This is a genomic window from Bradyrhizobium sp. 21, from assembly GCF_023073335.1.
GTDB lineage: Bacteria > Pseudomonadota > Alphaproteobacteria > Rhizobiales > Xanthobacteraceae > Bradyrhizobium.
Window position 1 is genome coordinate 133,302 of sequence record NZ_JADPJG010000002.1, and the last position, 24,857, is coordinate 158,158.

The following is a 24,857-nucleotide window of genomic DNA, read 5'->3' on the forward strand; positions in this document are numbered from 1 at the left end:
GCCTACACCTTGACCTCGAACTCGTGCCTGACCTTGGCGATGTCGACGAGGGTCGGCAGGCCGGCCTCGTTGCCGAGGCGCTGGATCTTGAAAGTCGAGGCAGCGCGGGCAAAATCGAAGTGCTCGCGCCAGCTTTTGCCGGGATGGGCGAGGTAGGAATAGACATAGGCGCCGTGGAAGACGTCGCCGGCACCGTTGGTGTCGATCACGCGCTCGCGCGGGATCGGCATCGCCGGCATTGTCTCGACCGTACCTGTTTCATTGTACCAAAGCAGGCCCTTCTCGCCCATGGTGATGCCGCCGATCTTGCAGCCGCGGCTCTTGAGATAGTCGAGCATCTTCTCCGGCGTCAGGTCCATCTGCTCGCACAGGCGCTCGGCAACGATGGCGACGTCGATGAATTCGAGCAGCTCATGGGTATTGGTGCGCAGGCCACCGCCGTCGAGCGAGGTCAAAATGCCGGCCTCGCGGCACACCTTGGCATAGTGGATCGCGGCATCCGGCTGATGGCCGTCGATGTGCAGCACCCGGCAGCCGCCGAGGTTGAGCATCGGGAACGGATGGATGTGCTCGTCGTCGCGGCAGCGGACGATGGCGCGCTTGCCGTCCTTGGGCATGATGAAGGAGAGCGAGGACTGGTTCACCTTCCGCCCGTGCAGGGAGATCGCGTATTTCGCGCACATGTCCTGGAACATGCGCCCCAGCCAGTCATTGGCCGCCGTGGCGATCAGGTCGGGCACGATGCCGAGCTTGGCGCAACAAAACGCCGCCGTCACCGCATTGCCGCCGAAGGAAACCGCGTAGTCGGAGGCCACGTGCTTCTCGTCGCCGGTTGGCATGTGGTCGGTAATGAAGACGACGTCGATATAGGTCTGTCCGATAAAGAGAGCCTGCATTGCTTGTCCGTGATGCGCTTTGTGGTCCCGGCCGGCGCGCTTACTGTAGCACCGGTTCCGGTGAGAGGCCGCTGAAATTATTCGCAAAACTGCCGTCCGAAGCGCTTGAGGTCGGCATGGTGCCGGAATACGACCATGACAGCGTCATGCCAAGCCCGGGCAAATGCCGTGTTTCGGCCCATGGTTCCGGGCCGATCAAAGGGGGGGAATATGATCACCGGCCTCGATCACGTCGTCGCTCTGGTCAGGGATATCGGTGCGGCCAAGGCGGCTTATCAGACCCTATTGGGGCGCGCGCCGGCCTGGCAGAATTCGGGCGAGGGTGCCGACCGGGTGCTGTTCACCCTCCAGAACATGACGATCGAGTTGATGGCGCCGAACGGCTTCAGCGTGACCGCCGACCGGATGCGCGCGCTGCTCGACGACCAGGAGGGCGTGCTTGCCAGCATGTGCTTTCGTGTCGCCGACATGGGCAAGATGCACCGGCGGCTGGAGCGGGTGGCGCTCAAGCCGGATGGTGTCGCCGAGGTCGAGAGCTGCGACGCGGAGAGCGGCGCGGTGCTGCATTGGAAGCGCACGCGTGCCGCCACGGAGCTCACGCGCGGCGTGCGCCTGTTCTTCCTCGAACTGGCTGACGAGCGTCCGCTCTCGCCGGCGACCGAGATCGCGCCGATCGACGCGCTCGACCACGTCGTCATCACCACCGAGGACTCAGAGCGCGCCGCCGCGCTCTACGGCGCGCGGCTCGGGCTCGATCTGGCGCTGGATCGTTCGCACCAGGATTGGGGCCAGCTGATGTTCTTCCGCTGCGGCGATCTCGTCGTCGAATTGGTGCGCCGTCCCGTCGCGGGCGGCGACTCCCTGCATGACCGTCTCTGGGGCCTGAGCTGGCGGGTGTCCGATATCGACGCCACGCGCGCCCGCCTGATCGCCGCCGGCCTCGACGTCACCGAAGTGCGCAACGGCCGCAAGCCGGGCACGCGGGTGATGACGGTCAGGACCGGCACCTGCGGCATCCAGACGGTGCTGCTGGAGCGCTCGCCGAAGCCGGTGGATTGACGAACTATGCGGCGCGCCGCGTGCATGATAAACGCGATGTCGACGGTCACCCAGCGAGCAACCGGTTTGGCAAAGGCAAAGCGAACTCTGAAATGGCAGCGCGACCCTGAAGGCATGCGGCTGCGCATTCTCGAAGCGGCCAAGCAGGAGTTTTCCGCCCACGGGCTTGCCGGCGCGCGCGTCGACCGCATTGCGGTCAAGGCCGGCGCCAACAAGCGCATGCTCTACTATCACGTCGGCAACAAGGACGAACTCTATCTGGCGGTGCTCGAAGGCGCCTATGACAAGATCCGCAGCGAGGAGCGCGGGCTCGACCTCGAACATCTCGACCCACCCGAGGCCATCAGGCGCCTGATCGAGTTCACCTGGAATTATTTCCTGCGCAACCCGGAATTCCTGTCGCTGCTCCAGACCGAGAACCTCGCGCGCGCAAAGCACCTGAAGCGGTCGACCAAGGTCAAGTCGATGCACTCGCCCTTCGTCGAGATGATCCGCACCGTGGTGCGGCGCGGCGTCGACAGCGGCGACTTCCAGGTCGCGGTCGATCCGGTGCAGCTATACATCTCGATCGCCGGGCTTTGCTTCTTTTATCTCTCGAACTCGGCGACGCTCAGCGTGATCTTCGGCCGCGACCTGCTGGACAAGAAAGCCAAGGACGAGCGGCTGGACCACATGGTCGGCCTGGTGCTTGCAGCGCTTACGGGGCAGTCGGCCGCGCTGTTAGCCATGACGAAGGCGCCGAGGTCGCGCGCCGCGGTGGCGCAGACGGTTTAGTGCTGCTGCCGCTTCGTCTCGTTGTTTGAGGCGATCTGCGTCCTCAACGTCGTCCTGGCGAACGCCAGGACCCATACCGCGTGATCCATCGATCGCGCGTGGTGCCAATCCCGAACGACCAGCCTTCGCCAAACTTCACCCTGTGGCTATGGGTCCTGGCGTTCGCCAGGACGACACCGGGGATTTGGCACGGTCTTCAAATCCCAGCCCGAAACCCCCGGCGCAAAACGTCACAGGAAAACCTCTGGACAGTATTTATCCAATCGGTTAATTTCTCCCGCAAGGAACAAGACGACCGGGAGTGAGGCGTGGCTGAGCTAAAGCCGCAGAGTGCGGTGTCCAAGATGCTGAACGCGGCCTGGATTCGGCCGTTCCTGTTCCTGGTCTTCATCGTCGTGGCCTGGGATCTTGCGATCCGGCTGTTCAGGATTCCCGCCTACCAGATCCCGTCGCCCCTCGACGTCGTCGCGGTGCTGCGCACGGAATGGCCGGAGCTGCTGCGCCAGTCCTGGCCGACCACCTACGCGACCGTCTGCGGCTTCCTGCTCTCGGCGCTGTTCGGCATTCCCGTCGCGATGCTGATCGCGGGCTCAAAGACGGTGGAGAGCTACGTCTATCCGCTGCTGGTGTTTTCCCAATCCGTGCCGAAGATCGCGATCGCGCCACTGTTCGTCGTGTGGTTCGGCTTCGGCATTATTCCAAAGGTGATCTCGGCGTTCCTGCTCGGCTTTTTCCCCGTCGTGGTCTCGGCCGTGCAGGGCTTCAAATCGGTCGACCCCGACATGGTCGACCTCGCCCGCGCCATGCAGGGCAGCCGCTTCCAGGTATTTTGTGCGGTGAACCTGCCCCATGCGCTGCCGGCGATCTTCTCCGGTCTCAAGGTCTCGGTGACGCTCGCCGTGGTCGGCGCCGTCGTCGGCGAGTTCGTCGGCTCCAATTCCGGCATCGGCTATGTGATGCAGCGCTCGATCGGAACCTTCGACCTGCCGACGATGTTCGCAGCCCTCGTGATCTTGGCGCTGCTCGGCGTGATCCTGTTCTGGATCGTTGACCGTATCGAGAAGCTGATCATTCCCTGGCATGTCAGCCAGCGCGAGGACGTGATTTTCGCCTCTTGAACAACACTAAAGAAACGAACGGCCATCAACGGCCGACGCAACAACGACAAGGGAGAGTGACGATGAAGCGGTGGATAGGAGCTGTCTCTGCGGCGCTGATGGTATTTGCGGCGATGCCGGCGCAGGCGGCCGACAAGGTCGTGCTGATGCTCAATTGGTACGTCTATGGCGAGCATGCGCCGTTCTATTACGGCAAGGCCAAGGGCATCTATGCGGCCGAGGGTATCGACCTCGAAATCCAGGAAGGCCGCGGCTCGGCGGCGACCACGCAGGCTGTTGCCGCAAAGACCGCCGATTTTGGCTATGTCGACGTCCCCACCATGATGCGCGCCGCGATCAAGGGCGCGCCTGTGGTCGCGACCGGCGTGCTGCTCCAGACCAGCCCGATGTCCGCCATGGGTTTCGTCGACAAGAACATCAGGAAGCCCGAGGACATCAAGGGCAAGACGGTGGCGATCACGCCGGCCGATTCCATGACCCAGATCTGGCCGCTGTTCCTGAAGAAGACCGGCCTGAAGGAGAGCGACTTCACCACCGTTGCCGGCGATGGTCAGACCAAGCTCAACGCCGTCATCAATGGCCAGGCTGACCTGCTGCTCGGCTACGTCATGGACCAGTCGATGAAGATCAAGGACGCCACCGGCAAGGACGTCTATCCGATCAAGTTCGCCGACTACGGCATCAACATGGTCTCCTCGGGCATCATCGCCAATGCTGACTATGTGAAAACCAATGCCGATCTGGTCCGCCGCTTCATGTCGGCGACAACGAAGGCGGTCGAAGCAGCCGAGAAGGAGCCGAAGGCGGCGGCACAATCGATCCTCGATGCCAATCCCAAAGGCGGCAAGATCGACACCCTGACGCAGGGCTTTGAGCTGACCATTCCGCTCTACCGAACCGCGGAGACCAAGAGCAAGCGGCCGTTCCAGGTGACCGACCAGAATATGACGGATTCCGTCAACCTGATGGTCGAATATGGCGGGCTCGATGCCAAGGCCAAGGAGAACCCGAAGGTCTTCTACACCAACGATTACCTCCCGAAGAGCGGCTCGTGAAACAAGCCGCAGTATCGAGTGAAACCGGGCAGCCGGCCGCGCATCTGAGACTGGTGAGCGACCGGGCGGCCGGCGAGGCGTCAGGCATCAAATTGTCCGGCGTGTCCAAAACCTACCGGACACGCGACGGCGACGTGCCGTCGTTGCGGCCGCTCGATTTCCACATCAACGACGGCGAGTTCTTCGTCGTGGTCGGCCCGTCCGGTTGCGGCAAGTCCACGCTGCTCAAGCTGATCTCGGGATTGCTGCCGCCGACATCAGGCGAGATCCTGGTCGAGGGCGAGAAGGTGACGAAGCCGCACGGCAATGTCGGCATCGTCTTCCAGAACGCGCTGTTGCTGCCCTGGCGCAACATCCTGTCCAACGTCATGCTGCCGATCGACATGAAGCGGCTGCCGCGGCAAACATATCTCGACCGTGCCAAGGCGCTGTTGAAGCTGGTCGGGCTGGAGGGTTTCGAGAAGAAGCTGCCGTGGCAACTCTCCGGCGGCATGCAGCAGCGCGCCTCGATCTGCCGCGCGCTGGTGCACGATCCCAGGATCATGCTGATGGACGAGCCGTTCGGCGCGCTCGATGCGCTGACGCGGGAGCGCATGAATGTCGAGCTGATGCGGATCCAGCGCGAGACCAGGAAGACCGTGCTGCTGATCACGCATTCGATCCCCGAGGCCGTGTTCCTCGCTGACCGTGTGCTGGTGATGACCGAACGGCCCGGCGCGATCGCCGCGATCTACGACGTGCCGCTGCCGCGCCCACGCTCGCTCGATGTGATGGCCGACCCTGTCTTCACCGAGCTCGTGCAACGCATCCGCAAGCATTTCTTTTCGCAGGGTGCATTGGATTAGGACGATGATGTGTCCTCCGACCGCAACCGCACGAACGGTGCGCTCCCTCCCCCGCCTGCGGGGGAGGGTTGGGGAGAGGGTATCTCCGCTCGCGAGAACCCCCCAGAGAACAAAACCCTCACCCGGCACTTCGTGCCGACCTCTCCCGCAAGCGGGAGAGGTGCACCGCCGCCTGAGCCGCATCTCGGGAGCCAAGTAGCACCATGTCACCCCGCCTGAAGCTGCGAGACATCGCATTCTTCGAACGTCCCGTGCATTTCGCGCGGCCGTTCCGCTTCGGCGCGATCACCATCAACGCGACGCCGCAGCTGTTCGTGCGGGTCGAAATCGAGGTCGAAGGCAAGGGGACCGCGGTCGGTGCCAGCGCCGAGCTTCTGGTGCCGAAATGGTTCGACAAGCGACCGGAGCTATCGCCGACGCAGACGGTCGATGGCTTGCGCCGATCGCTGCAGATTGCGCGCGGGCTTTATCTGGCGCGGACGGGATTCCTGACCGCGTTCGATCTGCATGCCTCGTGCATCGGTGCCCAGGTTGCGATGTGTGCGAAAAAGAACATTCCAGCGCTTGCTGCGGCTTATGGCCCCGCCGAGATCGACAAGGCGATCCTCGATGCGCTGCTGCGCGCCGCCGAGACGAACTTCTTCGACGGCATGGCCGGCAACATTGCCGGCATCGATGCGCGGCTTTCGCCTGACCTGACGGAAGCGGATCTTGCGACGTTTCTCGCCGATCGGAAACCGCTGCCGCGCGTGGCTATCAGGCATACCGTCGGTCTCGATGACACCGTGGAAGGTGAGGGCGGTGTTGCCGATGCCCGTGAGAACTCCGGTGCAAGATACTTCAAGCTGAAGCTGTCGGGTGACCCCGTGGCCGATGCGACGCGGCTGGCGCGCATCGGCAAGGAGCTCGATGCGCTGGATCGTGACACCAAGGTGACGCTCGATGCGAACGAACAATATGCCGATCTCGCAGCGCTGCAGGCGCTGATCGACCGGCTCAACCATGATCCCGCATTGCGACCGATCACGTCCCGGTTGCTTTATGTCGAGCAGCCGATGCCGCGCGACATCACGCGGCAGGCGCCGCTCGGCTCGCTTGCCGCGCGCGGCTTCATCATCGATGAAGCCGACGATTCCTATGACGCCTTCCCGGCGGCGCGCGCGCTCGGCTATCGCGGCATTTCCTCGAAATCCTGCAAGGGCCTGTACAAGTCCATCGTCAACGCGACGCGGGCGGCGAAATGGAGCGCAGGCGGCGAAAAGTTCTTCGTGACCGGCGAGGACCTGACCTGCCAGGCCGGCCTCGCCGTGCAGCAGGATCTCGCGCTCGGCGCGTTCATCGGCGTCACCCACGCCGAGCGCAACGGCCATCACTATGTCGACGGTTTTGGCGAGACGCCTGCCGCCGAAGCGCAGGCGTTCGCGGCCGCGCATCCCGATCTCTATGCCGATGCCGGGCGAGGCATCCGGCTTTCCATTCACAAAGGCGATCTCCTGACGGGATCGCTTCACAGCAAGGGCTTTGCGACGTCGGTCCATCCGGACTGGTCGGCGCTCGCCCTGCTCGAACAGCCAAAATCACCTCAGGAGCAATTGGCATGACCACCCAACGCCTCGGCCTCATCATGAACGGCGTCACCGGCCGCATGGGGCTCAACCAGCATCTGATCCGCTCGATCGTCGCGATCCGCGAGCAGGGCGGCGTCCTCTTGAAGAATGGCGACCGCGTGATGCCCGATCCGATCCTGGTCGGCCGCAGCGCCGAGAAGGTCGAGACGCTTGCCAGGCGCTACAACATCACGCGCTGGACCACCGATCTCGACGCCGCGCTCGCCGACAAGAACGACACCATGTTCTTCGATGCCGCGACCACGCAGGCACGGCCGGGCCTTCTGACCCAGGCCATCAATGCAGGCAAGCACGTCTATTGCGAGAAGCCGATCGCGACGAACTTCGAGGCGGCGCTCGAGGTCGTCAAGCTCGCCAATGCCAAGGGCGTCAAGCACGGCACGGTGCAGGACAAGCTGTTCCTGCCCGGCCTGAAGAAGATCGCCTTCCTGCGCGATTCCGGTTTCTTCGGCCGCATCCTCTCGGTGCGCGGCGAGTTCGGCTATTGGGTGTTCGAAGGCGGCTGGCAGGAAGCGCAGCGGCCGTCCTGGAACTACCGCGACGAGGACGGCGGCGGCATCATTTTGGACATGGTCTGCCACTGGCGCTACGTGCTCGACAACCTCTTCGGCGAGGTCGAGAGCGTGAGCTGCATCGGCAACACCGATATCCCCGAACGCTATGACGAGCAGGGCAAGAAGTACAAGGCGACGGCCGACGACTCGGCTTATGCGACGTTCCAGCTCAAGGGCGGCGCCATCGCACATATCAACATGTCCTGGGTGACGCGCGTCTATCGCGACGACCTTGTCACCTTCCAGGTCGACGGTACGCTCGGCTCGGCCGTCGCCGGCCTGTCGGACTGCATGATTCAGGCGCGGCAGGCGACGCCCCGGCCGGTGTGGAATCCCGATGAGAAGCGGCTGCATGATTTCTACGGCGACTGGCAGAAGCTGCCGGACAACGTCACCTACGACAACGGCTTCAAGGAACAGTGGGAGATGTTCATCCGCCACGTCTACGAGGATGCGCCCTACAAGTTCACGCTGCTCGAAGGCGTCAAGGGCGTGCAGCTCGCCGAATGCGCGCTGAAGAGCTGGAAGGAGCGGCGCTGGATCGACGTCGCCCCGATCAAGGCCTGAGGAGGGACACATGAACAAGCCCGTCCTGCCCAAACCTGTTCCTTCAATGTCGTCGTTGTCGTTGAAATTGCCGAAAGCCGATCGCTCGATCGAGACCTACCGGCTTGCGGCCTCACGAACGTTCCCGGCAAAGCTTGAGGGGCCGCTGAACCGAATCGCCTTCTCGGCGGTGCATACCGTGGTCGATCCCTTCGCGGACAACGATCCCTGGCTTTCGGTTGCCGTTGACTGGGACAAGACCATCGCCTTCCGCGAGCACGTCTGGGACCTCGGGCTCGGCGTCGCCGAAGCCATGGACACCGCGCAGCGCGGCATGGGTTTGGACTGGCCGACCTCGCTGGAGCTGATCACGCGTTCGGTATCAGCCGCCAAGCGCCGCAACGCGCTGGTGTTCTCCGGTGCCGGCACCGATCACCTCGCGGTCGAGGACGCCAAGAGCCTCGACGACGTGATCCGCGCCTATGAGGAGCAGATCTCGGCTGTCGAGAAGGTCGGCGGCCGCATCATCTTGATGGCGTCGCGCGCGCTGGCGAAGCTGGGCCGCAATGCCGACGATTACGCAAAAGTCTATGACCGCGTGCTGTCGCAGGTTCGCGAGCCTGCCATCATCCACTGGCTCGGCGACATGTTCGATCCGGCGCTGACGGGCTATTGGGGCACCAACGATCTCGACAAGGCGATGGACACGGCCGTCACCGTCATCAACGGCAACGCGGCCAAGATCGACGGCGTCAAGGTCTCGCTGCTCGACAAGCAGCGCGAGATCGACATGCGCCGTCGTCTCGACAAGCGCATCAAGATGTATACCGGCGACGACTTCAATTATGCGGAGCTGATCGCCGGCGACAGCGAAGGCTTTTCGCACGCGCTGCTCGGCATTTTTGACGCGATCGCGCCGGCGGCGTCGTACGCCTTGTCGCGGCTGGCAGCGGGTGACGAAGCGGGCTTCCACGACGTGCTTGGGCCGACGGTGCCACTGTCGCGGCACATCTTCAAGGCGCCGACGCGGTTCTACAAGACCGGCGTGGTGTTCATGGCCTATCTCAACGGCCACCAGGATCATTTCACCATGGTCGGCGGGCAGGAGAGCACGCGCTCGACGCTGCATCTGGCCGAGTTGTTCCGGTTGGCTGACAAGGCCGGGCTGCTTGCCGATCCGGAGCTGGCGACGCGGCGGATGAGGGCGGTGCTGTCAACGCACGGAATCGAATCCTGATGCGCGATTTTTCCTCCGACCACCGCTGGCTGTCGCTCAACACGGCGACAGTTCGCAAGCAGGGTGATTTGGTCGAGATCATTGATGCTTGCGCCAGGCATGGCATCCGCGCCATCGATCCCTGGCGCGACCAGGTCGCGGCCGTCGGGCTGGAACGTGCCGCGCGCGCGGTGCGCGATGCCGGTCTCGAGCTGTCGGGCTATTGCCGTGGTGGCATGTTCACCTCGGATGCGTCGCGCCGGGGCGAGGTGCGTGACGACAACCGCCGCTGCGTCGATGAAGCCAAGGCGCTGGGCGCGCCCTGCATCGTTCTCGTCGTCGGCGGCCTGCCGCAATATTCGCGACCGGGCAGCGAGGCGTCCAAGGACATCGTTGCCGCGCGCGGGCAAGTCGAGGAAGCTCTCGCCGAGATGCTCGACTACGCCAGACAGGCAAAGCTGCCGCTCGCGATCGAACCGCTGCATCCGGCCTATGCGGCCGACCGGGCCTGCGTGAACACTACAAAGCAGGCGCTCGACATCTGCGACCGGCTCGATCCCAGCCGTACCGGCCTGCTCGGCGTCGCGCTCGACGTCTATCACATCTGGTGGGACCCCGAGTTGCTGGGGCAGATCGCGCGCGCCGCCCGAGACCGCCTGCTCGCCTTCCATGTCTGCGACTGGCTGGTGCCGACAAAAGACATCCTCAACGACCGCGGCATGATGGGTGACGGCGTGATCGACATCAAATCGGTGCGCGAAGCGGTCGAAGCGCAGGGCTTTGCCGGCTATTCGGAGATCGAAATCTTCTCCAACGAGTGGTGGAGCAAACCCATCGACGAGGTGCTGCAAACCTGCATCACGCGGCACAAGACGGCGGTTTAGGCCTTTTCGGAATTGTTGCGCGCAACGGCGCCGATGGCCTGAGATGTCAAATGGTTGCGCGGGATCACCGGCGCATCGCGCGGCGGTGACCTTCTACTGTGCATGGGGTTGTTTTCGCGTTTTTATGTTTGAGGCCCTCAGCCGATCGTGCAGGGCACGCTCAAAAAGCCGCGGAACCGTACCCGTCCGCCCCGCACCGGCTTTCCGCTCACGGTGTAGTTCGGGAAGCGCGCCAGAAAGCGCGAGACCGCGATGGCGCCTTCCAGCCGCGCCAGCGCCATGCCGGCGCATTGATGCGCGCCGGTGGCGAAGGCGAGATGCCGGTTCGGCGTGCGCGCGATGTCGAAGCGCTCGGCGTCCGGAAACTGCGCCGGATCGCGGTTGGCCGCACCGATGCACAGCGTGATCGATGTGCCGGCATCGAGCATGACGCCGCCGAGTTCGACCCGCTCCGTGGTCATGCGGTTGCCGAGTTGGTTCGAACTCTCGTAGCGCAGCATCTCTTCGACGGCGGTCTTGATCATGTCGGGATTGTCGATCAGCCGCCGCTTCTGGTCCGGATTCCGGTCGAGCGCCACGAGGCCGTTGCCGATCAGGTTGGTGGTGGTCTCGTGGCCGGCATTGAGCAGGAAGATGCAGTTGTGCAGCAGCTCCTTCTCGGTCAGCCGCTCGCCGTTCTCCTCGCCCTGTATGAGACGCGTCAGCACGTTGCGCTCGGGATTGCCCGGCCTCTCGCGACGGCGTGCGACCAGCGTTGCGAGATAGGTGAGAAAATCCGTAACTGCCTTGTTGCCGCGCGCGGCCACGTCAGGCGGCACCACGGGTTCGAGTGCGCCGAGGATCGCCAGCGACCAGTCGCGCAGCGGCTCACGTTCATCGTGGGGCACGTCGAGCAGATTGCCGATCACCTCGATGGGGATCGACGCTGCAAAGTCGTCGATCAGTTCGCAAGCGCCCTTGGCGGCGATGGCGTCGAGCAGGCCGTCGACCAGCTTGACGATATCAGGCTCCATCCCGGCGATCGCGCGCGGCGACAGCGCGCCCATGATCAGGCGCCGCACACGCGTATGCGCCGGCGGATCGTTGAAGACGAGGCTCGTGGTGTGGTGCTCGTAGAGCGGGGTGTCGCCGTATTTCGGCGCGAACTCGCGCTTCTTGTCCGAGCTGAACGATTTTGTGTTCTTGTAGGTCGTGACGAGATCGTCATAGCGGGTCAGGAACACGGTGCCGTTGCGCAGGCGCTTGACCGGCTCGTTCTCCCGCAGTGCACGATAGGTCGGATAGGGATCGTCGTAGAATTCCGCCGTCAGCTTCTCCAGATCGAACTTGGCCGCCAGTTCTTTCGCATCTGCGTTCATGCCGCCATACTCGCCGGTTGAGACCGATATGCTGTTTTCGCTCTTTCGAGCAGCGCGGGTCACCGTCTACAGTCGAGCCGTGATTTGCAAGCCGACCGGACAGGAAAATGCACGCCCGCGCTGACGCTGCCGACACGGCCACCGAATCTGGCACTCGTTGGCCCGACGATATTTTCGCGACCTTGCAACGCTTCGACGTTCGCCAAGTGCCTTACGTGCCCGATGCCGGCCATGCGACGCTGATCCAGCGCGTGCTGGAGTCGCCGACGATGCGCGGCATTCCGCTGACGACGGAGGAGGAGGGTGTGGCGCTTCTCGCCGGCGCCTGGGCCGGCGGCCAGCGCGGTGTCTTGCTGATGCAGTCGAGCGGTGTCGGCAATTGCATCAACATGCTCTCGCTGATCCCGATCCTGCGCTTTCCGTTCCTCACGCTCGTGACCATGCGCGGCGAGTGGGGCGAGTTCAATCCATGGCAGGTGCCGATGGGATCGACCACGCAGGGCGTGTTCGAACTCTCGGGCGTCAAGGTGCTGCGGGCCTCGAACGCAGCCGACGTGCCGGCCGTGTTGGAGGCCGCCGCCGCCCAGGCCTACAACGCGCTCACCCCGACCGCTGTCCTGTTGTCGCAGCGCCTGATCGGCGCCAAGGTCTTCACCAAATGAGCAAGGCCAATCTTCTCGACCGCCGTCAGGTGGTGTCCACGCTGCTCGCGGACCGCAAGGACGTCGTTGCCATCGGCGGCCTCGGCGCCTCCACCAACGACATCTGTGCGGCCGGCGACCATGCCCGCAATTTCTATCTCTGGGGCGGCATGGGCGGCGCTGCGATGATCGGGCTCGGGCTCGCGCTGGCGCAGCCGAGGCTGCCGGTGCTGGTCATCACCGGCGACGGCGAGATGCTGATGGGGATGGGCAGCCTCGCCACAATCGGCCTGCAAAAGCCGTCCAACCTCTCGATCGCGGTGCTCGACAATGAGGCCTATGGCGAGACCGGCGGCCAGACCAGCCACACCTCCGCCGCCGTCGACCTCGTCGGCGTTGCCGGGGCCTGCGGCATCAAGGACAGCCGGGCTGTCACGACCATGGCCGAGGTCGAGGCCTTTGCGAAGGCGGTCCATGACGTCGCCACCGGGCCGCGCTTCGCCAATATCAAGATCGACAGCGCCAACGTTGAACGCATTCTGCCCACCCGGGACGGGACCTACATCGTCAACCGGATGCGCGGCGATCTCGGCTTCCAGCCAATCTGATTCCACCCGCCTCGGGCGCGCCCCGCCCCCAGGGAGAAGGCACGGCCGTTTTCTGTTGAATCTACAACCCACTTAGGTTGCGATGCAGCATTCTGCTTGACTTTTGCGTGGGTGAGTGCTTACTCACTCACATGAGCTCATTGCGTATGACGAGCGACCTGAGGCGTCAATTGATCCTCGGCGCCGCAAAGCGCTGCTTTGCCCGACACGGCTATACCGGCACCACGACCAAGAGCGTGGCGGCCGCCGCTGCCATTTCCGAAGCGCTGCTGTTCAAGCACTTCCCGTCCAAGGCCGCGCTTTACGCCGAAATCCTCAGCGACGAATGCGAGGCCGATCCGGCGCTCATGGATCTGCTCGAGCGGGAGCCCTCGACCGCCACGCTGGTCGAACTGATCCGCGGCATGGTCCAGCATTTCCTTCACATCGCCGACGGGCCCGACCAGCAAGAGGCCCAGCGCCTGCGACTGATGGCCACGAGCCATCTGGATGACGGCGAATTCGCCCGTTTGCTATATGCCAAGATCGAGACGCTGATCGGGGCGGTCTTCGTCGCCTCGCTCGAGCATGCGGTGGCCGCTTGGGACGCGCGGCCATTCAGTGGCGATCCGCTCAACCTGTTCTGGTTTGCGCATCACACCGTGATGACGGCTGCGCTGACCAGGCTGCCGGCCACGCCGTGTCTCGCTTACGGCAAGGCGGACGACCTCGAGCGGCAGCTCTGTGAGTTTCTCCTGAGGGGTATCGGACTTAACGACGCCGCAATTGCTTCGCATTTGGGCCGCGATCAGGCCGCGGGTGCGGGCAAGACGGCGATTGCAGAAAGCGCATGACATGAACATCGTAACCGAGCACAAGATTTCGGGCGAACCGATCGACAGCAAGGCTCCCAAGCGTCCGGTCCGGCCGGTGCTGTGGTTCATCATCGTCGGCACGCTTCTTGGCGTGCTCGTCGGTGGCCTCGTCTGGTTCAATTATTTCCGCGGCCAGATGATCAAGCAGTTCTTCGCCAACAACAAGCCGCCGCCGACAGCAGTCAGCGCGGCCGAGGCGAAGTCCGAAGTGGTGCCGAACCTGCTCACCGCGGTCGGCAGCCTCGTCGCCGTGCATCAAGTCGACGTCAGCGCCGACGTCAATGGCCGCGTCACCGAGATCAAGTTCGAGCCGGGCGCGCATGTCGAAGCCGGCATGCCGCTGGTGCAGCTGTTCGACGCTCCGGATCAGGGCGACCTCGCCAACTATAAGGCGCAGTCGACCGTCGCGCAGCTGTCGCTCGACCGCGCCAAGCAACTGGCATCGCGCCAGTTCGGTCCGCAGGCGACCGTCGATTCCGCGCAGGCCGCCTACGACCAGGCGCAGGCGGGCATCGCCAAGACCGAGGCGCTGATCTCGCAGAAGCTGGTGCGCGCACCGTTCTCCGGCGACCTCGGCGTCCGCAAGGTCGAGGTCGGCCAATATCTCACCGCCGGCACGGCCATCGTGTCGCTGACCGATCTGTCGGAGCTGTGGGCCAACTTCACCGTGACGGAAAAGGACTCGGGCAACCTCAAGGTCGGCCAGGCGGTTCGCCTGAAGGTCGACGCCTATCCGGGCCGCATTTTCGACGCCAAGATCACCACGATCGAGCCGCAGATCTCGACCGACACCCGCAACATCCGCGTGCAGGCGACCGTCTCCAATCCGGAGAAGATCCTGAAGCCCGGCATGTTCGTGACCACCACGGTGGTGCTGCCGGACAAGCCGGCGGTGATCACCGTGCCGGAGACGGCGGTCGACTACACGCTGTATGGCGACTCGGTGTTCGTGATCACTGAGAAGAAGGGAGAGGACGGCAAGACCAGCCTCTCCGCGGTGCGCACCTTCGTGCAGACCGGCAGCCGGGTCGAGGGTCGCGTCGAAATCATCAAGGGCGTCAAGCCGGGCGACAAGGTCGTCGCCGTCGGCCAGCTCAAGCTGCAATCGGGCGCGGCGGTGTCGATTTCGACCGACCCGGCCCCGCAGATCCCGGCGCAGCCGCCCCGCTACTGACCGCTCACGTCGCAGCATGATCCGGCACGGCCGGGTCATGCGCTTTGCAAGTCAACGAAATCGAGATCGCCGCGATGCGCTTCACTGATATTTTCATCAAACGCCCGGTTCTGTCGGTCGTCGTCAGCCTGCTGATCCTGCTGATCGGCCTGCGCGCGGCGATGGTGCTGCCGATCCGGCAATATCCGAAGCTGTCGAACACGGTCATCAACATCACGACCGTCTATCCCGGCGCCTCCGCCGACCTGATCCAGGGCTTCATCACCACGCCGATCGAGCAGGCCGTCGCGTCCGCCGAGGGCGTCGATTACATGACTTCGTCCTCGGTGCTCGGCACCTCGACGATCCAGGTCTACATCAAGCTGAACTTCGATCCGAGCCAGGCGCTCACCGAGGTGCTGGCCAAGACCAACTCGGTCAAATATCTGATCCCGAAGGAATCCAACGACCCGATCGTCACCAAGACCACAGGCCAGACCACGGCCGTGATGTATCTCGGCTTCTCCTCCGAGGAGCTGTCGGGCTCGGCGATTTCGGACTATCTCACGCGCGTGGTGCAGCCGGTGCTGTCGACCGTCGACGGCGTCGCGTCCGCCGACATTCTCGGCGCCCAGAATTTTGCGATGCGGCTGTGGCTCGATCCCATGAAGATGGCCGGCCGCAACGTATCGCCAGCGGATGTGTCGGCTGCTATCGCCGCCAACAACTTCCAGTCCGCGGCAGGTCAGACCAAGGGCTATCTCATCGTCTCGAACATCTCGACGAACACGGGCCTGACCGACGTCAACCAGTTCAAGAAGATGATCGTCAAGGCCAAGGACGGCGGCTTCGTGCGGATGGAGGACATCGCATCCGTCGAGCTTGCGGCGCAGAGTACCGATGCGAGCGTCGCCTTCAACGGCGAACACGCGATCTTCATCGGCGTGCAGGCGACCCCGCAAGGCAACCCGCTGACGCTGGTCAAGGGCGTGCGCGCACTGTTCCCCGAGCTCGAACGCAACCTGCCGCCGTCGATGAAGATGAAGGTCGCCTACGATTCGACCAAGTTCATTCAGTCCTCGATCGACGAGGTCGAGAAGACGCTGGGCGAAGCTATCATCATCGTGATCGTGGTCATCTTCCTGTTCTTGGCCTCGTTCCGCTCCGTCATCATTCCGGTCGTCACGATTCCGCTGTCGATGATCGGCGTCTGCACCTTGATGCTGGCGCTGGGCTTCAGCTTCAATCTCTTGACCCTGCTCGCAATGGTGCTCGCGATCGGCCTTGTGGTCGACGATGCCATCGTCGTGGTGGAGAACATCCATCGCCATCTGGAAGAAGGGAAGACGCCGGTCCAGGCGTCGCTTGAGGGGGCGCGCGAAATCGTCGGGCCCGTCGTCTCGATGACGATCACGCTCGCGGCCGTGTACGCGCCGATCGGCTTCCTCGGCGGCCTCACCGGTTCGTTGTTCCGCGAATTCGCCTTCACGCTCGCGGGTTCGGTGATCGTCTCCGGCATCATCGCTCTGACGCTGTCGCCGATGATGTGCTCGGTGCTGCTGAAGAACACCGAAGAAGGCCGCTTCGCCAAGCTCGTCAATAAGGTGTTCGGCGCGCTGACCCGCTGGTACGGGCGCAGGCTCGATCGCTCGCTCGACTACAAGGCGATCACCGGCCTGTTCGCCGTGACGATCCTCGGACTCGTCGGCTTCCTCTACATGCACACCTCGAAGGAGCTGGCGCCTGAGGAAGACCAGGGCATCGTGTTCGCGGTCACCAAGGCGCCGAAATATGCCAACATCGACTATGTCGATTTCTATGGTGACAAGCTCGACAAGGAATTCCAGAAATTCCCCGAGACCGATCTGCGCTTCGTGCTCAACGGCATCAACGGCCCGCAGGGCGGTATCGCCGGCATGCTGCTGAAGTCGTGGGACGAGCGTAAGCGGTCGTCGATCGCGTTGAAGCCCTTGGTCCAGGCCGAACTTTCCAAAATCGAGGGCGTGCAAGCTTTCGCTTTCAACCTGCCGCCGCTGCCGGGTGGCCCGGGCGGTCTGCCGGTGCAGATGGTCATCAACTCCACCGCCAGTTTCCAGACTGTTTATGAGCAGATGGAGAAGCTGAAGGACGCTGCGCGCAAGAGCGGCATGTTCATCGTCTCCGACAGCGACCTCGCCTATAATCAGCCGAACGTGCAGGTCACGATCGACCGCACCAAGGCGCAGGATCTCGGCGTCAACATGCAGAACCTCGGCAGCACGCTCGCGGTTCTGCTCGGCGGCAACTACATCAACCGTTTCAATCTCGAGGGCCGTTCCTATCAGGTGATCCCGCAGGTGCCGCGCGGCCAGCGGCTCTCGCCGGAATCGCTCGGCGGCTATTATGTGACCACTAATAGCGGGCAGCAGCTTCCGCTGTCGACCGTGGTCTCGATCAAGACCAAAACCGACCCGAATTCGCTGACGCACTACAATCAGCTGAATTCAGCGACGTTCTCAGCCGTGCCGATGCCCGGCGTGACCGTCGGCGCTGCGGTGGACTTCCTCGAGGGCGAAGCCAAGAAGATGCCGCAGGGCTTCAGCCACGATTATCTCGCCGATAGCCGGCAATATGTTCAGGAAGGCAACCAGCTCGCGGTCACCTTCGGCTTCGCGCTGGTCATCATCTTCCTGGTGCTGGCGGCCCAATTCGAGAGTCTTCGCGATCCGCTCGTCATCATGATCTCGGTGCCGATGGCGATCGTGGGTGCGCTGATCCCGCTGTTCTTCGGCATGGCGACCATGAACATCTACACTCAGGTCGGCCTGCTGACCCTGGTGGGCCTGATCACCAAGCACGGCATCCTGATGGTGGAGTTCGCCAACGAACTCCAGGTCAATGAGCGGCTCGACCGCCGCTCTGCGATCGAAATGTCGGCCCGTATCCGTCTCCGGCCGATCCTGATGACCACGGCCGCGATGGTGACGGGCCTTATCCCGCTCCTGACCGCGACCGGCGCGGGCGCGGCCAGCCGCTTCTCGATCGGTCTCGTGGTCGTCGCCGGCATGTCGATCGGCACGCTGTTCACGCTGTTCGTGCTTCCTGCGGTCTATGTAGTGCTGGCGACCGACCATCGCGCGGCGGCGGATTCCGAGCGAAACAAGCAGGTCAATGAGATTGACCTCGATTCCAAGGTGCTGCGGCCCACTTGAGGCCGCAGGCAAGCTAACTTGGGGGGCGGCAGCGGCCGCCCGCTGCCGCCCTTTTCTATTTGCCGCGGGCACCGCGGCTGGCATTAGCCTTTCCCGCGCTCGCGAGAGACAAGGTCCGGTCTTCTTGCTAGGTTCGGCAGGATGAGCCTTTCCCTCCATCCCGGCACCCCGCAAGCCAGGACGCTGCCGAGCGCGGCGCCGGATGGCGCCGCATCTGGCACGACGCCAGGGCAGGGGATCAGGACGCGGCTTTTCACCAAATATGTCGCGCTGTTCGTGGCCGTCGTCGCCATCGCGCTACTGGCCAACGGCTTGTTCGAGGTCTTCTTCTATTATCGCGAGCACAAAGCCGCGCTGATCCGGGTCCAGCATGAGCAGGCCGAGGCGGCCGCGGCCAAGATCGGTCAGTTCGTCAAGGAGATCGAGAGCCAGCTCGGCTGGACCACCCAGCTGCCCTGGTCGGCGGGTTCGATCGAGCAGCGCCGGTTCGACGCTCTGCGGCTGCTGCGCCAGGTGCCCGCAATCACCGAGCTCGCCCAGGTCGATTCGGCCGGCAGGGAGCGGCTGCGAGTCTCGCGGCTCGCCATGGACGCGATCGACAGCGGGATCGACCTGTCGGACGACCCCAAGTTCACCGAGGCGGTCGCGCACAAGGTCTATTACGGGCCGGTCTATTTCCGCAGGGAGTCCGAGCCCTACATGACACTGGCGCAGGCCGGGTCGCGCAAGGACGCAGGCGTCAGCATTGCGGAGGTCAATCTCAAGTTGATCTGGGACGTCGTGTCCCAGATCAAGGTCGGCGAGCACGGGCACGCCTACGTGGTCGGCCCGGAGGGGCGCCTGATCGCGCATCCCGATATCAGCCTGGTCCTGCGCAATACCGACATGTCTGGTCTGGCGCAGGTCCGCGCTGCGCAGGCTGGAGGCGGCACCATCTCCGACGTGCTTCCTGAAGCGCGCAACATCCAGGGCCAGACGGTGCTGACCGCATCAGCCCCCATTGCGCCGCTGCACTGGACCATGTTCGTCGAGCTGCCCGTCGAGGAGGCCTATGCCGCGCTCTATGCCTCGTTGCAGCGGCTCGCGATCGTGCTGCTCGCAGCGTCCATCTTTGCGGTGCTTGCCGGGATATTTCTCGCGCGCCGCATGGTGGGCCCGATCCAGGCGCTGCGCAGCGGTGCCGAGCGGATCGGGGGCGGCGATTTCTCCCAGCGCATCAAGATCAGGACCGGTGACGAACTCGAAGGGCTCGCCGACCAGTTCAACGACATGGGCGCGCGTTTGCAGGAATCCTATGCGGATCTTGAAAAAAGGGTTGAGGTACGGACGGCTGAATTGACCGAGTCGCTCGAGCAGCAAACAGCTACTTCCGAGGTATTACAGGTGATCAGTTCGTCTCCCGGCGAACTCACACCGGTGTTCCACAAGATGCTCGAGAATGCCACGCGGGTCTGTGGCGCGAGTTTCGGCATCATGAATCTGTGGGACGGTGAAAGCTTTACCATCGCGGCGGATTACAACGTGCCGGCTGCGTTCGCGGCCTCGCGAAAAGACGTGGCGATCCGGCCTCGTCCGGAGAGCGGGCTCGCGGAGGTCGTCAGGACACGTGCGGTCGTCCATGTTCACGATGTGCGAAACACGCCTGCCTATCTTGCCGGTGGACCAGCCGTTCGCGCGATCTCGGACGTCGCCGGCGCCCGTACCATCGTCATCGTGCCGATGCTGAAAGAGAGCGGGCTGATTGGCACGATCGCGGTCTATCGCAAGGAGGTCCGTCCGTTCACCGACAAACAGATCGCACTGGTCGAGAATTTCACCAAGCAGGCTGTGATCGCTATCGAAAACGCTCGGCTCCTCAAGCAGCTCCATGAGCGTACCAAGGAGCTGTCGCAGTCCCTCGACGAGCTGCGCACCGCGCAGGACCGGCTCATTCAGACCGAGAAGCTGGCCTCGCTCGGCCAGCTCACCGCGGGCATCGCCCACGAGATCAAGAACCCGCTCAATTTCGTCAACAATTTCTCTTCGGTCTCCACCGAACTGATTGACGAGCTCAACGATGCCCTGAAGACAGCCTCGCTCGACGGCAAGACCAGGGAGGAGGTCGACGAGCTGACCAGTCTGCTCAGGAGCAATCTGGAGAAGGTGGTGCAGCACGGCAAGCGTGCCGATTCCATCGTCAGGAACATGCTGCTGCATTCGCGCGAGGGCTCCGGCGAGCATCGCGTCGTCGATATCAACGCGATCGTGGAGGAGAGCCTGAATCTGGCGTATCACGGCGCGCGCGCGGAGAGGCCCGGCTTCAACGTCACGCTCCAGCGTGACTTCGACCCGGCCGCCGGCATGGTCGATATCTATCCGCAAGAAATCACGCGCGTCCTGCTGAATCTGATCTCGAACGGTTTCTATGCAGCGACCAAGCGCAAGGAGAGTTCCGGCGACGGCTTTGAGCCGACCGTGAGCGCGACGACGAAAGACCTCGGCGGCGGCCTCGAGATTCGGATCCGCGACAACGGCACCGGGATTCCGCCCGAAGTGAAGGAGAGGATGTTCGATCCCTTCTTCACCACCAAGCCGGCCGGCGAGGGCACGGGGCTCGGCCTTTCCATGAGCCATGATATCGTCGTGAAACAGCACGGCGGCACGATCGACGTGAACACCGAGCCCGGCGTATTCACCGAATTCATCATCAGACTGCCGCGCATGATGGCGGCGGGCGGCACTCCTGGAGGCAGGACTTGAACGTTTACATTCTGGTCGTCGATGACGAGCCCGACGTCGAGGCGCTGTTCCGGCAGCAGTTCCGGCGCGACCTGCGCGCCGGCCGCTTCCAGATGGAATTCGCGCCGTCCGCGCCCGAGGCGCTGAAGCTCGCCGCCGAGGTTCGCGATCCCTCGTTGATCCTGATCCTGTCCGACATCAACATGCCCGGCATGAGCGGGCTCGACATGCTCCCGAAGGTGCGTGACGCGCATCCGAGCGTCCCCGTCATCATGATCACCGCCTACGGCGACGCCGAGACGCGCCGGAAGGCGATCGAGCGTGGCGCGGTCGGGCTCCTCACCAAGCCGATCGATTTCGCCCTGCTGCGGCAGGAGATCGACACGAGGCTCGAGCAAGCCGCATGACCGCGACCATCCTCTTCGTCGATGACGAGCCGGACCTCGAGGCGTTGGTTCTGCAAAAATTCCGCAGGCAGATTCGCGATGGGCTGGTGACCATCATGTTTGCGCGCGACGGCCTCGAGGCGCTGCAATCGCTCGAGCAAAATCCACACGTCGACATGGTGGTCTCCGACATCAACATGCCGCGGATGGACGGGCTGTCGCTGCTGGCGAAGCTCCAGGAAGCCGAAGACAAGAAGTCCACCATCATCGTCTCGGCCTATGGCGACATGAGCAATATCCGCACCGCCATGAACCGCGGTGCGTTCGACTTCCTGACCAAACCGATCGACTTCGCCGATCTGGAGATGACGATCCAGAAGACCATCCGTCACATCGAAATGCTGCGCGAGGTGCGCCGCCGCCAGGCGGAGGCCGAACGCGCCCATGCCTCGCTGTCGCGTTTCTTCTCGCCGGAAATCGCCAGGCGCCTGGCGGCGGATGTCGAGGGCAACGGCATGGAAGTGCAGTGGCGCGATGTCGCGACCATCTTCACCGATATCACCGGCTTTACATCGCTGGTTGAGACTGCGCCGCCCGAGACGCTGGGTGAACTCCTCAACGAATATGTCGGCGGCATGACCGAGATCGTCTTCGCGCATGAGGGAACGGTCGCAAAAATCATCGGCGATGCGATCCAGGTGCTCTTCAACGCGCCCGGCGATCAGCCGGATTATGCGACACGAGCGGTCGCCTGCGCCCACGATCTCGATGCCTGGGCGCAGGATTTTTGTGCGCGCTGGAAGGCCAGGGGCGTAAATTTCGGCACCACCCGGATCGGCATTCACGCCGGGCCGGCACTGGTCGGCAATTTCGGTGGCAATCGGTTCTTCGACTACACCGCGTATGGGGACTCCATCAACATCGCGGCCCGGCTGGAAGCCGCGAACAAGCATCTGGGAACGCGCATTTGCGTCAGTGCCAGCGTCGCCAAGGCCGCCGAGAGCTTTCAAGGGCGCCCGGTCGGTGAGCTGATGCTGCGCGGACGCAGCGAGTCGTTGCGCGCCTTCGAGCCGCTGGCGCAAGCCCAATTCGCTGCGCCGGAAACGGCGCTGTATTCCCAGGCTTTTGCCAAGATGGAGGCCGGGGATGCCGCCGCCATGCCGGCCTTCGCCGCGCTGGTCGGGATGCATGCCGACGATTCCCTGGCCGGCTTTCACCTGAAACGCCTGCTCAATGGCGCCAAGGGCATTCGTATGCAACTGGAATAGGAGTCCGACATGACGCGCGAATTCTCCGCCGGCAATTACCGCTTCATTCCGTCTGTGTTCCAGTATTCGGCCGGCGCGGCCGCCGATGCCGGCTACGAGATCGAGCGCGTCCGCTTCGACCGTCTGGTGCCCTTGGCCGAGGGATTTGCGCTCGCGGCGAAGTATATCCAGGAAGCCGGCCGGCCGTTGACGGCGTTCTGTGCCTGCGAGCTGCGCTCACCGGCGGCCTTCAGCGAGGAAGGCTTTCGCGCGTTCAATCTGCATTATGTGAAGACGCTGTCCGAATGGGGCATCTTCGACGGCACCACCAATCCGGTGGCGCGCAGCAATGTCTGTCCCGAGATCGACCCGCCGTCCGAGCCGTCGTTCTATGCCTTCTCCTTCACGCGCCCAACAAGCGCGAAGGCGCCGAGCTTCGTGATCGCTGGCGGCGCCGAGGCGCGCGAGGGCAGCGGCAGCTATGTCGAGCGCACGGTGCGCTACCGCGACCTCAGTCCGGAAGGCCTGCGCGAGAAGGTCCGCTTCACCACCACCTCGCAGATGGAGAACCGGCTAACGGCATTTGGTTTCGGCTGGAAGGACACGACCGGCGTGCAGGCCTATTCCGTGCACGACTTCCACCACGCGCTGGTCGACGAACTCGTCCGCCGCGGCGCGTTGCGCTCCGGCCTGACCTGGCATTTCGCCCGCCCGCCGGTGGTCGATCTCGAATACGAGATGGATTGCCGCCGCGTGATGCGCGAGACCGTGATCTAACGCTGGCGCGGATCGAGCGCGTCGCGCAGGCCGTCTCCGAGCAGGTTCAGCGACAGCACCACGAGGAAGATCGCAAGCCCCGGCCACATCGCCATCCAGGGCGCTTGGGTCAGGAAGCGTTGCGCGGCATTGAGCATGCTGCCCCAGGACGGCGCCGGCGGCTGCTGGCCGAGGCCGAGGAATGACAGCGCGGCTTCGGCGATGATGGCGGTGGCGATCGAGAGCGTGGCCTGCACCAGCAGCGGGGGCAGGATGTTCGGCAGGATATGCGAGAATGCGATACGCCAAGGCGGATTGCCGAGCGCGCGGGCGGCCTCGACATAGTCCTCGGCCTTGACGTTCAACACCAGGCCGCGGGTGAGGCGGATGAAGATCGGCGTGGCCGAGATACCGATCGCGATCATGGCATTGCCGAGGCTGGGCCCGAGGAATGCGGCCAGCGCGATCGCCAGGATCAGGAACGGGCAGGCCAGCATTGCATCGGTGATCCGGCTGATCAGCGCATCCGTGAAGCCGCCGCGATAACCGGCGAGCAGGCCGAGGGGCACGCCGATGCCGAGCGCGATCGCAACCGAGATGAGGCCGGCAAGCAGCGACGCGCGCGCGCCATAGACGACGCGGCTCAGGATGTCGCGGCCGAGCTCGTCGGTGCCGAACCAGTGCGCCGCGGTGGGCGGCTTGCGAACCAGGCTCCAGCTCGTCGCGATGGGATCATAGGGCACCACGAGCGGCGCGAGGGCCGCAAGCAGGATGAACGCAGTGATCACGACAAGCCCGAACACGGCGGCCTTGCGCTTGAACAGCCGCCGCCGCGCGCGGCGCGCCGGGCTATCCAGTTCGTAGGCTTGATTGGCGGGACTGGCCGGCAGCGCAGTGTCGGTCATCGCCTAGCCCCTTAGCCGCGGATTGACGAGGATGTAGGCGACGTCTGCGACCAGGTTCAGCATGATGTAGACCGTGGCCGTCACCAGCACCACGCCCTGCACCACCGCGTAGTCACGGTTGAACACGGCATCCACGATCAGCTTGCCGAAGCCGGGAATGGAGAAGATCTGCTCGGTCAGCACGGCACCTGACAATAGCGTGCCAAGCTCGAGCGCGCCGAGCGTGATGATCGGCGTCAGCGCGTTGCGCATGGCATGCTTGAGGATTACCGAGCGCTCGGACAAGCCCTTGGCGCGCGCGGTACGGACATAGTCGCTCTCCAGCACCTGGAGCATGGCGCTGCGGGTGTGTCGCATCAGGATCGCGGAGATCGCATTGCCGAGCACGAAGGCCGGCATGATAGTGGCGGCAAGGCTCGCCCGCCAGTTCTCGGTGAGCGGGACATAGCCCGAGGCCGGCAGCCA

At 63.9% G+C, this 24,857-nt stretch carries 22 protein-coding genes; 18 read left to right on the forward strand and 4 right to left on the reverse strand.

The window, feature by feature from the left end; genetic code table 11:
* Positions 1-2: 2 nt before the first annotated feature.
* Positions 3-896 (reverse strand): sugar kinase, encoded by an 894-nt coding sequence (locus tag IVB31_RS00585; RefSeq protein ID WP_247317354.1) that lies wholly within the window; start codon positions 894-896, stop codon positions 3-5.
* Between the two features lie 210 nt (positions 897-1,106).
* Here IVB31_RS00585 and IVB31_RS00590 point away from each other — a divergent pair, with 210 nt between their 5' ends.
* The 9 genes from IVB31_RS00590 to IVB31_RS00630 all read left to right on the forward strand — a co-directional run bounded on the left by IVB31_RS00590 (position 1,107) and on the right by IVB31_RS00630 (position 10,575).
* The gene (locus IVB31_RS00590) at positions 1,107-1,955 is read left to right on the forward strand and encodes a VOC family protein (RefSeq protein WP_247317357.1); all 849 of its coding nucleotides are present in this window, start codon (positions 1,107-1,109) and stop codon (positions 1,953-1,955) included.
* Between the two features lie 36 nt (positions 1,956-1,991).
* Positions 1,992-2,729 carry a TetR/AcrR family transcriptional regulator gene (locus tag IVB31_RS00595; RefSeq protein ID WP_247317360.1) on the forward strand — a complete coding sequence of 246 codons (738 nt, stop codon included), beginning with the start codon at positions 1,992-1,994 and terminating at the stop codon, positions 2,727-2,729.
* A gap of 308 nt (positions 2,730-3,037) precedes the next feature.
* Positions 3,038-3,847: an ABC transporter permease gene (locus IVB31_RS00600; RefSeq protein ID WP_247317362.1), complete on the forward strand. Its 810-nt coding sequence runs from the start codon at positions 3,038-3,040 to the stop codon at positions 3,845-3,847.
* A 62-nt stretch (positions 3,848-3,909) separates the two neighbouring features.
* Positions 3,910-4,902, forward strand: a complete 993-nt coding sequence (locus IVB31_RS00605; RefSeq protein WP_247317365.1) for an ABC transporter substrate-binding protein — start codon at positions 3,910-3,912, stop codon at positions 4,900-4,902.
* The gene (locus IVB31_RS00610) at positions 4,899-5,747 is read left to right on the forward strand and encodes an ABC transporter ATP-binding protein (protein ID WP_247317367.1); all 849 of its coding nucleotides are present in this window, start codon (positions 4,899-4,901) and stop codon (positions 5,745-5,747) included. Before IVB31_RS00605 ends, IVB31_RS00610 begins: the two co-directional genes overlap by 4 nt.
* Before the next feature lie 203 nt (positions 5,748-5,950).
* Entirely contained in the window at positions 5,951-7,348 is a 1,398-nt protein-coding gene (locus IVB31_RS00615) for a hypothetical protein (RefSeq protein ID WP_247317368.1), read from the forward strand.
* Positions 7,345-8,496, forward strand: coding sequence for a Gfo/Idh/MocA family oxidoreductase (locus IVB31_RS00620; RefSeq protein ID WP_247317369.1), 1,152 nt, complete (start codon positions 7,345-7,347; stop codon positions 8,494-8,496). Before IVB31_RS00615 ends, IVB31_RS00620 begins: the two co-directional genes overlap by 4 nt.
* Before the next feature lie 10 nt (positions 8,497-8,506).
* Positions 8,507-9,712, forward strand: coding sequence for a dihydrodipicolinate synthase family protein (locus tag IVB31_RS00625; protein ID WP_247317370.1), 1,206 nt, complete (start codon positions 8,507-8,509; stop codon positions 9,710-9,712).
* The gene (locus IVB31_RS00630) at positions 9,712-10,575 is read left to right on the forward strand and encodes a sugar phosphate isomerase/epimerase family protein (RefSeq protein ID WP_247317372.1); all 864 of its coding nucleotides are present in this window, start codon (positions 9,712-9,714) and stop codon (positions 10,573-10,575) included. The genes IVB31_RS00625 and IVB31_RS00630 overlap by 1 nt, the downstream gene beginning before the upstream one ends.
* Before the next feature lie 137 nt (positions 10,576-10,712).
* Here the strand turns inward: IVB31_RS00630 and IVB31_RS00635 are convergent, their stop codons facing one another.
* Positions 10,713-11,933: a cytochrome P450 gene (locus IVB31_RS00635; protein WP_247317374.1), complete on the reverse strand. Its 1,221-nt coding sequence runs from the start codon at positions 11,931-11,933 to the stop codon at positions 10,713-10,715.
* A gap of 107 nt (positions 11,934-12,040) precedes the next feature.
* On the opposite strand from IVB31_RS00635, the gene IVB31_RS00640 reads away from it, so the two are divergent.
* From IVB31_RS00640 to IVB31_RS00680, 9 genes are all read left to right on the forward strand, one after another.
* Entirely contained in the window at positions 12,041-12,595 is a 555-nt protein-coding gene (locus IVB31_RS00640) for a phosphonopyruvate decarboxylase (RefSeq protein ID WP_247317376.1), read from the forward strand.
* Positions 12,592-13,182 (forward strand): thiamine pyrophosphate-dependent enzyme, encoded by a 591-nt coding sequence (locus IVB31_RS00645; RefSeq protein WP_247317378.1) that lies wholly within the window; start codon positions 12,592-12,594, stop codon positions 13,180-13,182. The genes IVB31_RS00640 and IVB31_RS00645 overlap by 4 nt, the downstream gene beginning before the upstream one ends.
* Positions 13,183-13,313: 131 nt before the next feature.
* The gene (locus IVB31_RS00650; protein ID WP_247317380.1) at positions 13,314-14,015 is read left to right on the forward strand and encodes a TetR/AcrR family transcriptional regulator; all 702 of its coding nucleotides are present in this window, start codon (positions 13,314-13,316) and stop codon (positions 14,013-14,015) included.
* A gap of 1 nt (position 14,016) precedes the next feature.
* A complete protein-coding gene (locus tag IVB31_RS00655; protein ID WP_247317382.1) occupies positions 14,017-15,210 on the forward strand; it encodes an efflux RND transporter periplasmic adaptor subunit in 1,194 nt (397 codons plus the stop codon).
* A gap of 74 nt (positions 15,211-15,284) precedes the next feature.
* Positions 15,285-18,380, forward strand: coding sequence for a MexW/MexI family multidrug efflux RND transporter permease subunit (locus IVB31_RS00660; protein ID WP_247319323.1), 3,096 nt, complete (start codon positions 15,285-15,287; stop codon positions 18,378-18,380).
* A gap of 141 nt (positions 18,381-18,521) precedes the next feature.
* Positions 18,522-21,119 (forward strand): ATP-binding protein, encoded by a 2,598-nt coding sequence (locus IVB31_RS00665; RefSeq protein WP_247317383.1) that lies wholly within the window; start codon positions 18,522-18,524, stop codon positions 21,117-21,119.
* Complete coding sequence (locus tag IVB31_RS00670; protein ID WP_247317385.1) at positions 21,116-21,505, forward strand: response regulator; 390 nt, start codon at positions 21,116-21,118, stop codon at positions 21,503-21,505. The genes IVB31_RS00665 and IVB31_RS00670 overlap by 4 nt, the downstream gene beginning before the upstream one ends.
* Positions 21,502-22,752 (forward strand): adenylate/guanylate cyclase domain-containing protein, encoded by a 1,251-nt coding sequence (locus tag IVB31_RS00675; protein ID WP_247317387.1) that lies wholly within the window; start codon positions 21,502-21,504, stop codon positions 22,750-22,752. Before IVB31_RS00670 ends, IVB31_RS00675 begins: the two co-directional genes overlap by 4 nt.
* 9 nt (positions 22,753-22,761) lie before the next feature.
* Positions 22,762-23,508, forward strand: a complete 747-nt coding sequence (locus IVB31_RS00680; RefSeq protein WP_247317389.1) for a hypothetical protein — start codon at positions 22,762-22,764, stop codon at positions 23,506-23,508.
* On the opposite strand, the gene IVB31_RS00685 is transcribed toward IVB31_RS00680, so the two are convergent.
* Both IVB31_RS00685 and IVB31_RS00690 read right to left on the reverse strand, forming a co-directional pair.
* Positions 23,505-24,392: an ABC transporter permease gene (locus IVB31_RS00685; protein WP_247317391.1), complete on the reverse strand. Its 888-nt coding sequence runs from the start codon at positions 24,390-24,392 to the stop codon at positions 23,505-23,507. The two genes, IVB31_RS00680 and IVB31_RS00685, sit on opposite strands and share 4 nt — an antisense overlap.
* A 3-nt stretch (positions 24,393-24,395) precedes the next feature.
* Positions 24,396-24,857, reverse strand: a 462-nt coding sequence (locus IVB31_RS00690) for an ABC transporter permease (protein ID WP_247317393.1), incomplete at its 5' end; no start/stop codon positions are given.

What these genes read in the sequence shown, in the direction of transcription:
- IVB31_RS00680 (WP_247317389.1), top strand. Translation starts at nt 22,762, where the DNA reads ATGACGCGCGAATTCTCCGCCGGCAATTACCGCTTCATTCCGTCTGTG.
- IVB31_RS00645 (WP_247317378.1), top strand. Translation starts at nt 12,592, where the DNA reads ATGAGCAAGGCCAATCTTCTCGACCGCCGTCAGGTGGTGTCCACGCTG.
- IVB31_RS00590 (WP_247317357.1), top strand. Translation starts at nt 1,107, where the DNA reads ATGATCACCGGCCTCGATCACGTCGTCGCTCTGGTCAGGGATATCGGT.
- IVB31_RS00660 (WP_247319323.1), top strand. Translation starts at nt 15,285, where the DNA reads ATGCGCTTCACTGATATTTTCATCAAACGCCCGGTTCTGTCGGTCGTC.
- IVB31_RS00585 (WP_247317354.1), bottom strand. Translation starts at nt 896, where the DNA reads ATGCAGGCTCTCTTTATCGGACAGACCTATATCGACGTCGTCTTCATT.
- IVB31_RS00595 (WP_247317360.1), top strand. Translation starts at nt 1,992, where the DNA reads ATGTCGACGGTCACCCAGCGAGCAACCGGTTTGGCAAAGGCAAAGCGA.
- IVB31_RS00675 (WP_247317387.1), top strand. Translation starts at nt 21,502, where the DNA reads ATGACCGCGACCATCCTCTTCGTCGATGACGAGCCGGACCTCGAGGCG.
- IVB31_RS00620 (WP_247317369.1), top strand. Translation starts at nt 7,345, where the DNA reads ATGACCACCCAACGCCTCGGCCTCATCATGAACGGCGTCACCGGCCGC.
- IVB31_RS00630 (WP_247317372.1), top strand. Translation starts at nt 9,712, where the DNA reads ATGCGCGATTTTTCCTCCGACCACCGCTGGCTGTCGCTCAACACGGCG.
- IVB31_RS00665 (WP_247317383.1), top strand. Translation starts at nt 18,522, where the DNA reads ATGAGCCTTTCCCTCCATCCCGGCACCCCGCAAGCCAGGACGCTGCCG.
- IVB31_RS00615 (WP_247317368.1), top strand. Translation starts at nt 5,951, where the DNA reads ATGTCACCCCGCCTGAAGCTGCGAGACATCGCATTCTTCGAACGTCCC.
- IVB31_RS00685 (WP_247317391.1), bottom strand. Translation starts at nt 24,392, where the DNA reads ATGACCGACACTGCGCTGCCGGCCAGTCCCGCCAATCAAGCCTACGAA.
- IVB31_RS00635 (WP_247317374.1), bottom strand. Translation starts at nt 11,933, where the DNA reads ATGAACGCAGATGCGAAAGAACTGGCGGCCAAGTTCGATCTGGAGAAG.
- IVB31_RS00605 (WP_247317365.1), top strand. Translation starts at nt 3,910, where the DNA reads ATGAAGCGGTGGATAGGAGCTGTCTCTGCGGCGCTGATGGTATTTGCG.
- IVB31_RS00650 (WP_247317380.1), top strand. Translation starts at nt 13,314, where the DNA reads ATGAGCTCATTGCGTATGACGAGCGACCTGAGGCGTCAATTGATCCTC.
- IVB31_RS00640 (WP_247317376.1), top strand. Translation starts at nt 12,041, where the DNA reads ATGCACGCCCGCGCTGACGCTGCCGACACGGCCACCGAATCTGGCACT.
- IVB31_RS00625 (WP_247317370.1), top strand. Translation starts at nt 8,507, where the DNA reads ATGAACAAGCCCGTCCTGCCCAAACCTGTTCCTTCAATGTCGTCGTTG.
- IVB31_RS00655 (WP_247317382.1), top strand. Translation starts at nt 14,017, where the DNA reads ATGAACATCGTAACCGAGCACAAGATTTCGGGCGAACCGATCGACAGC.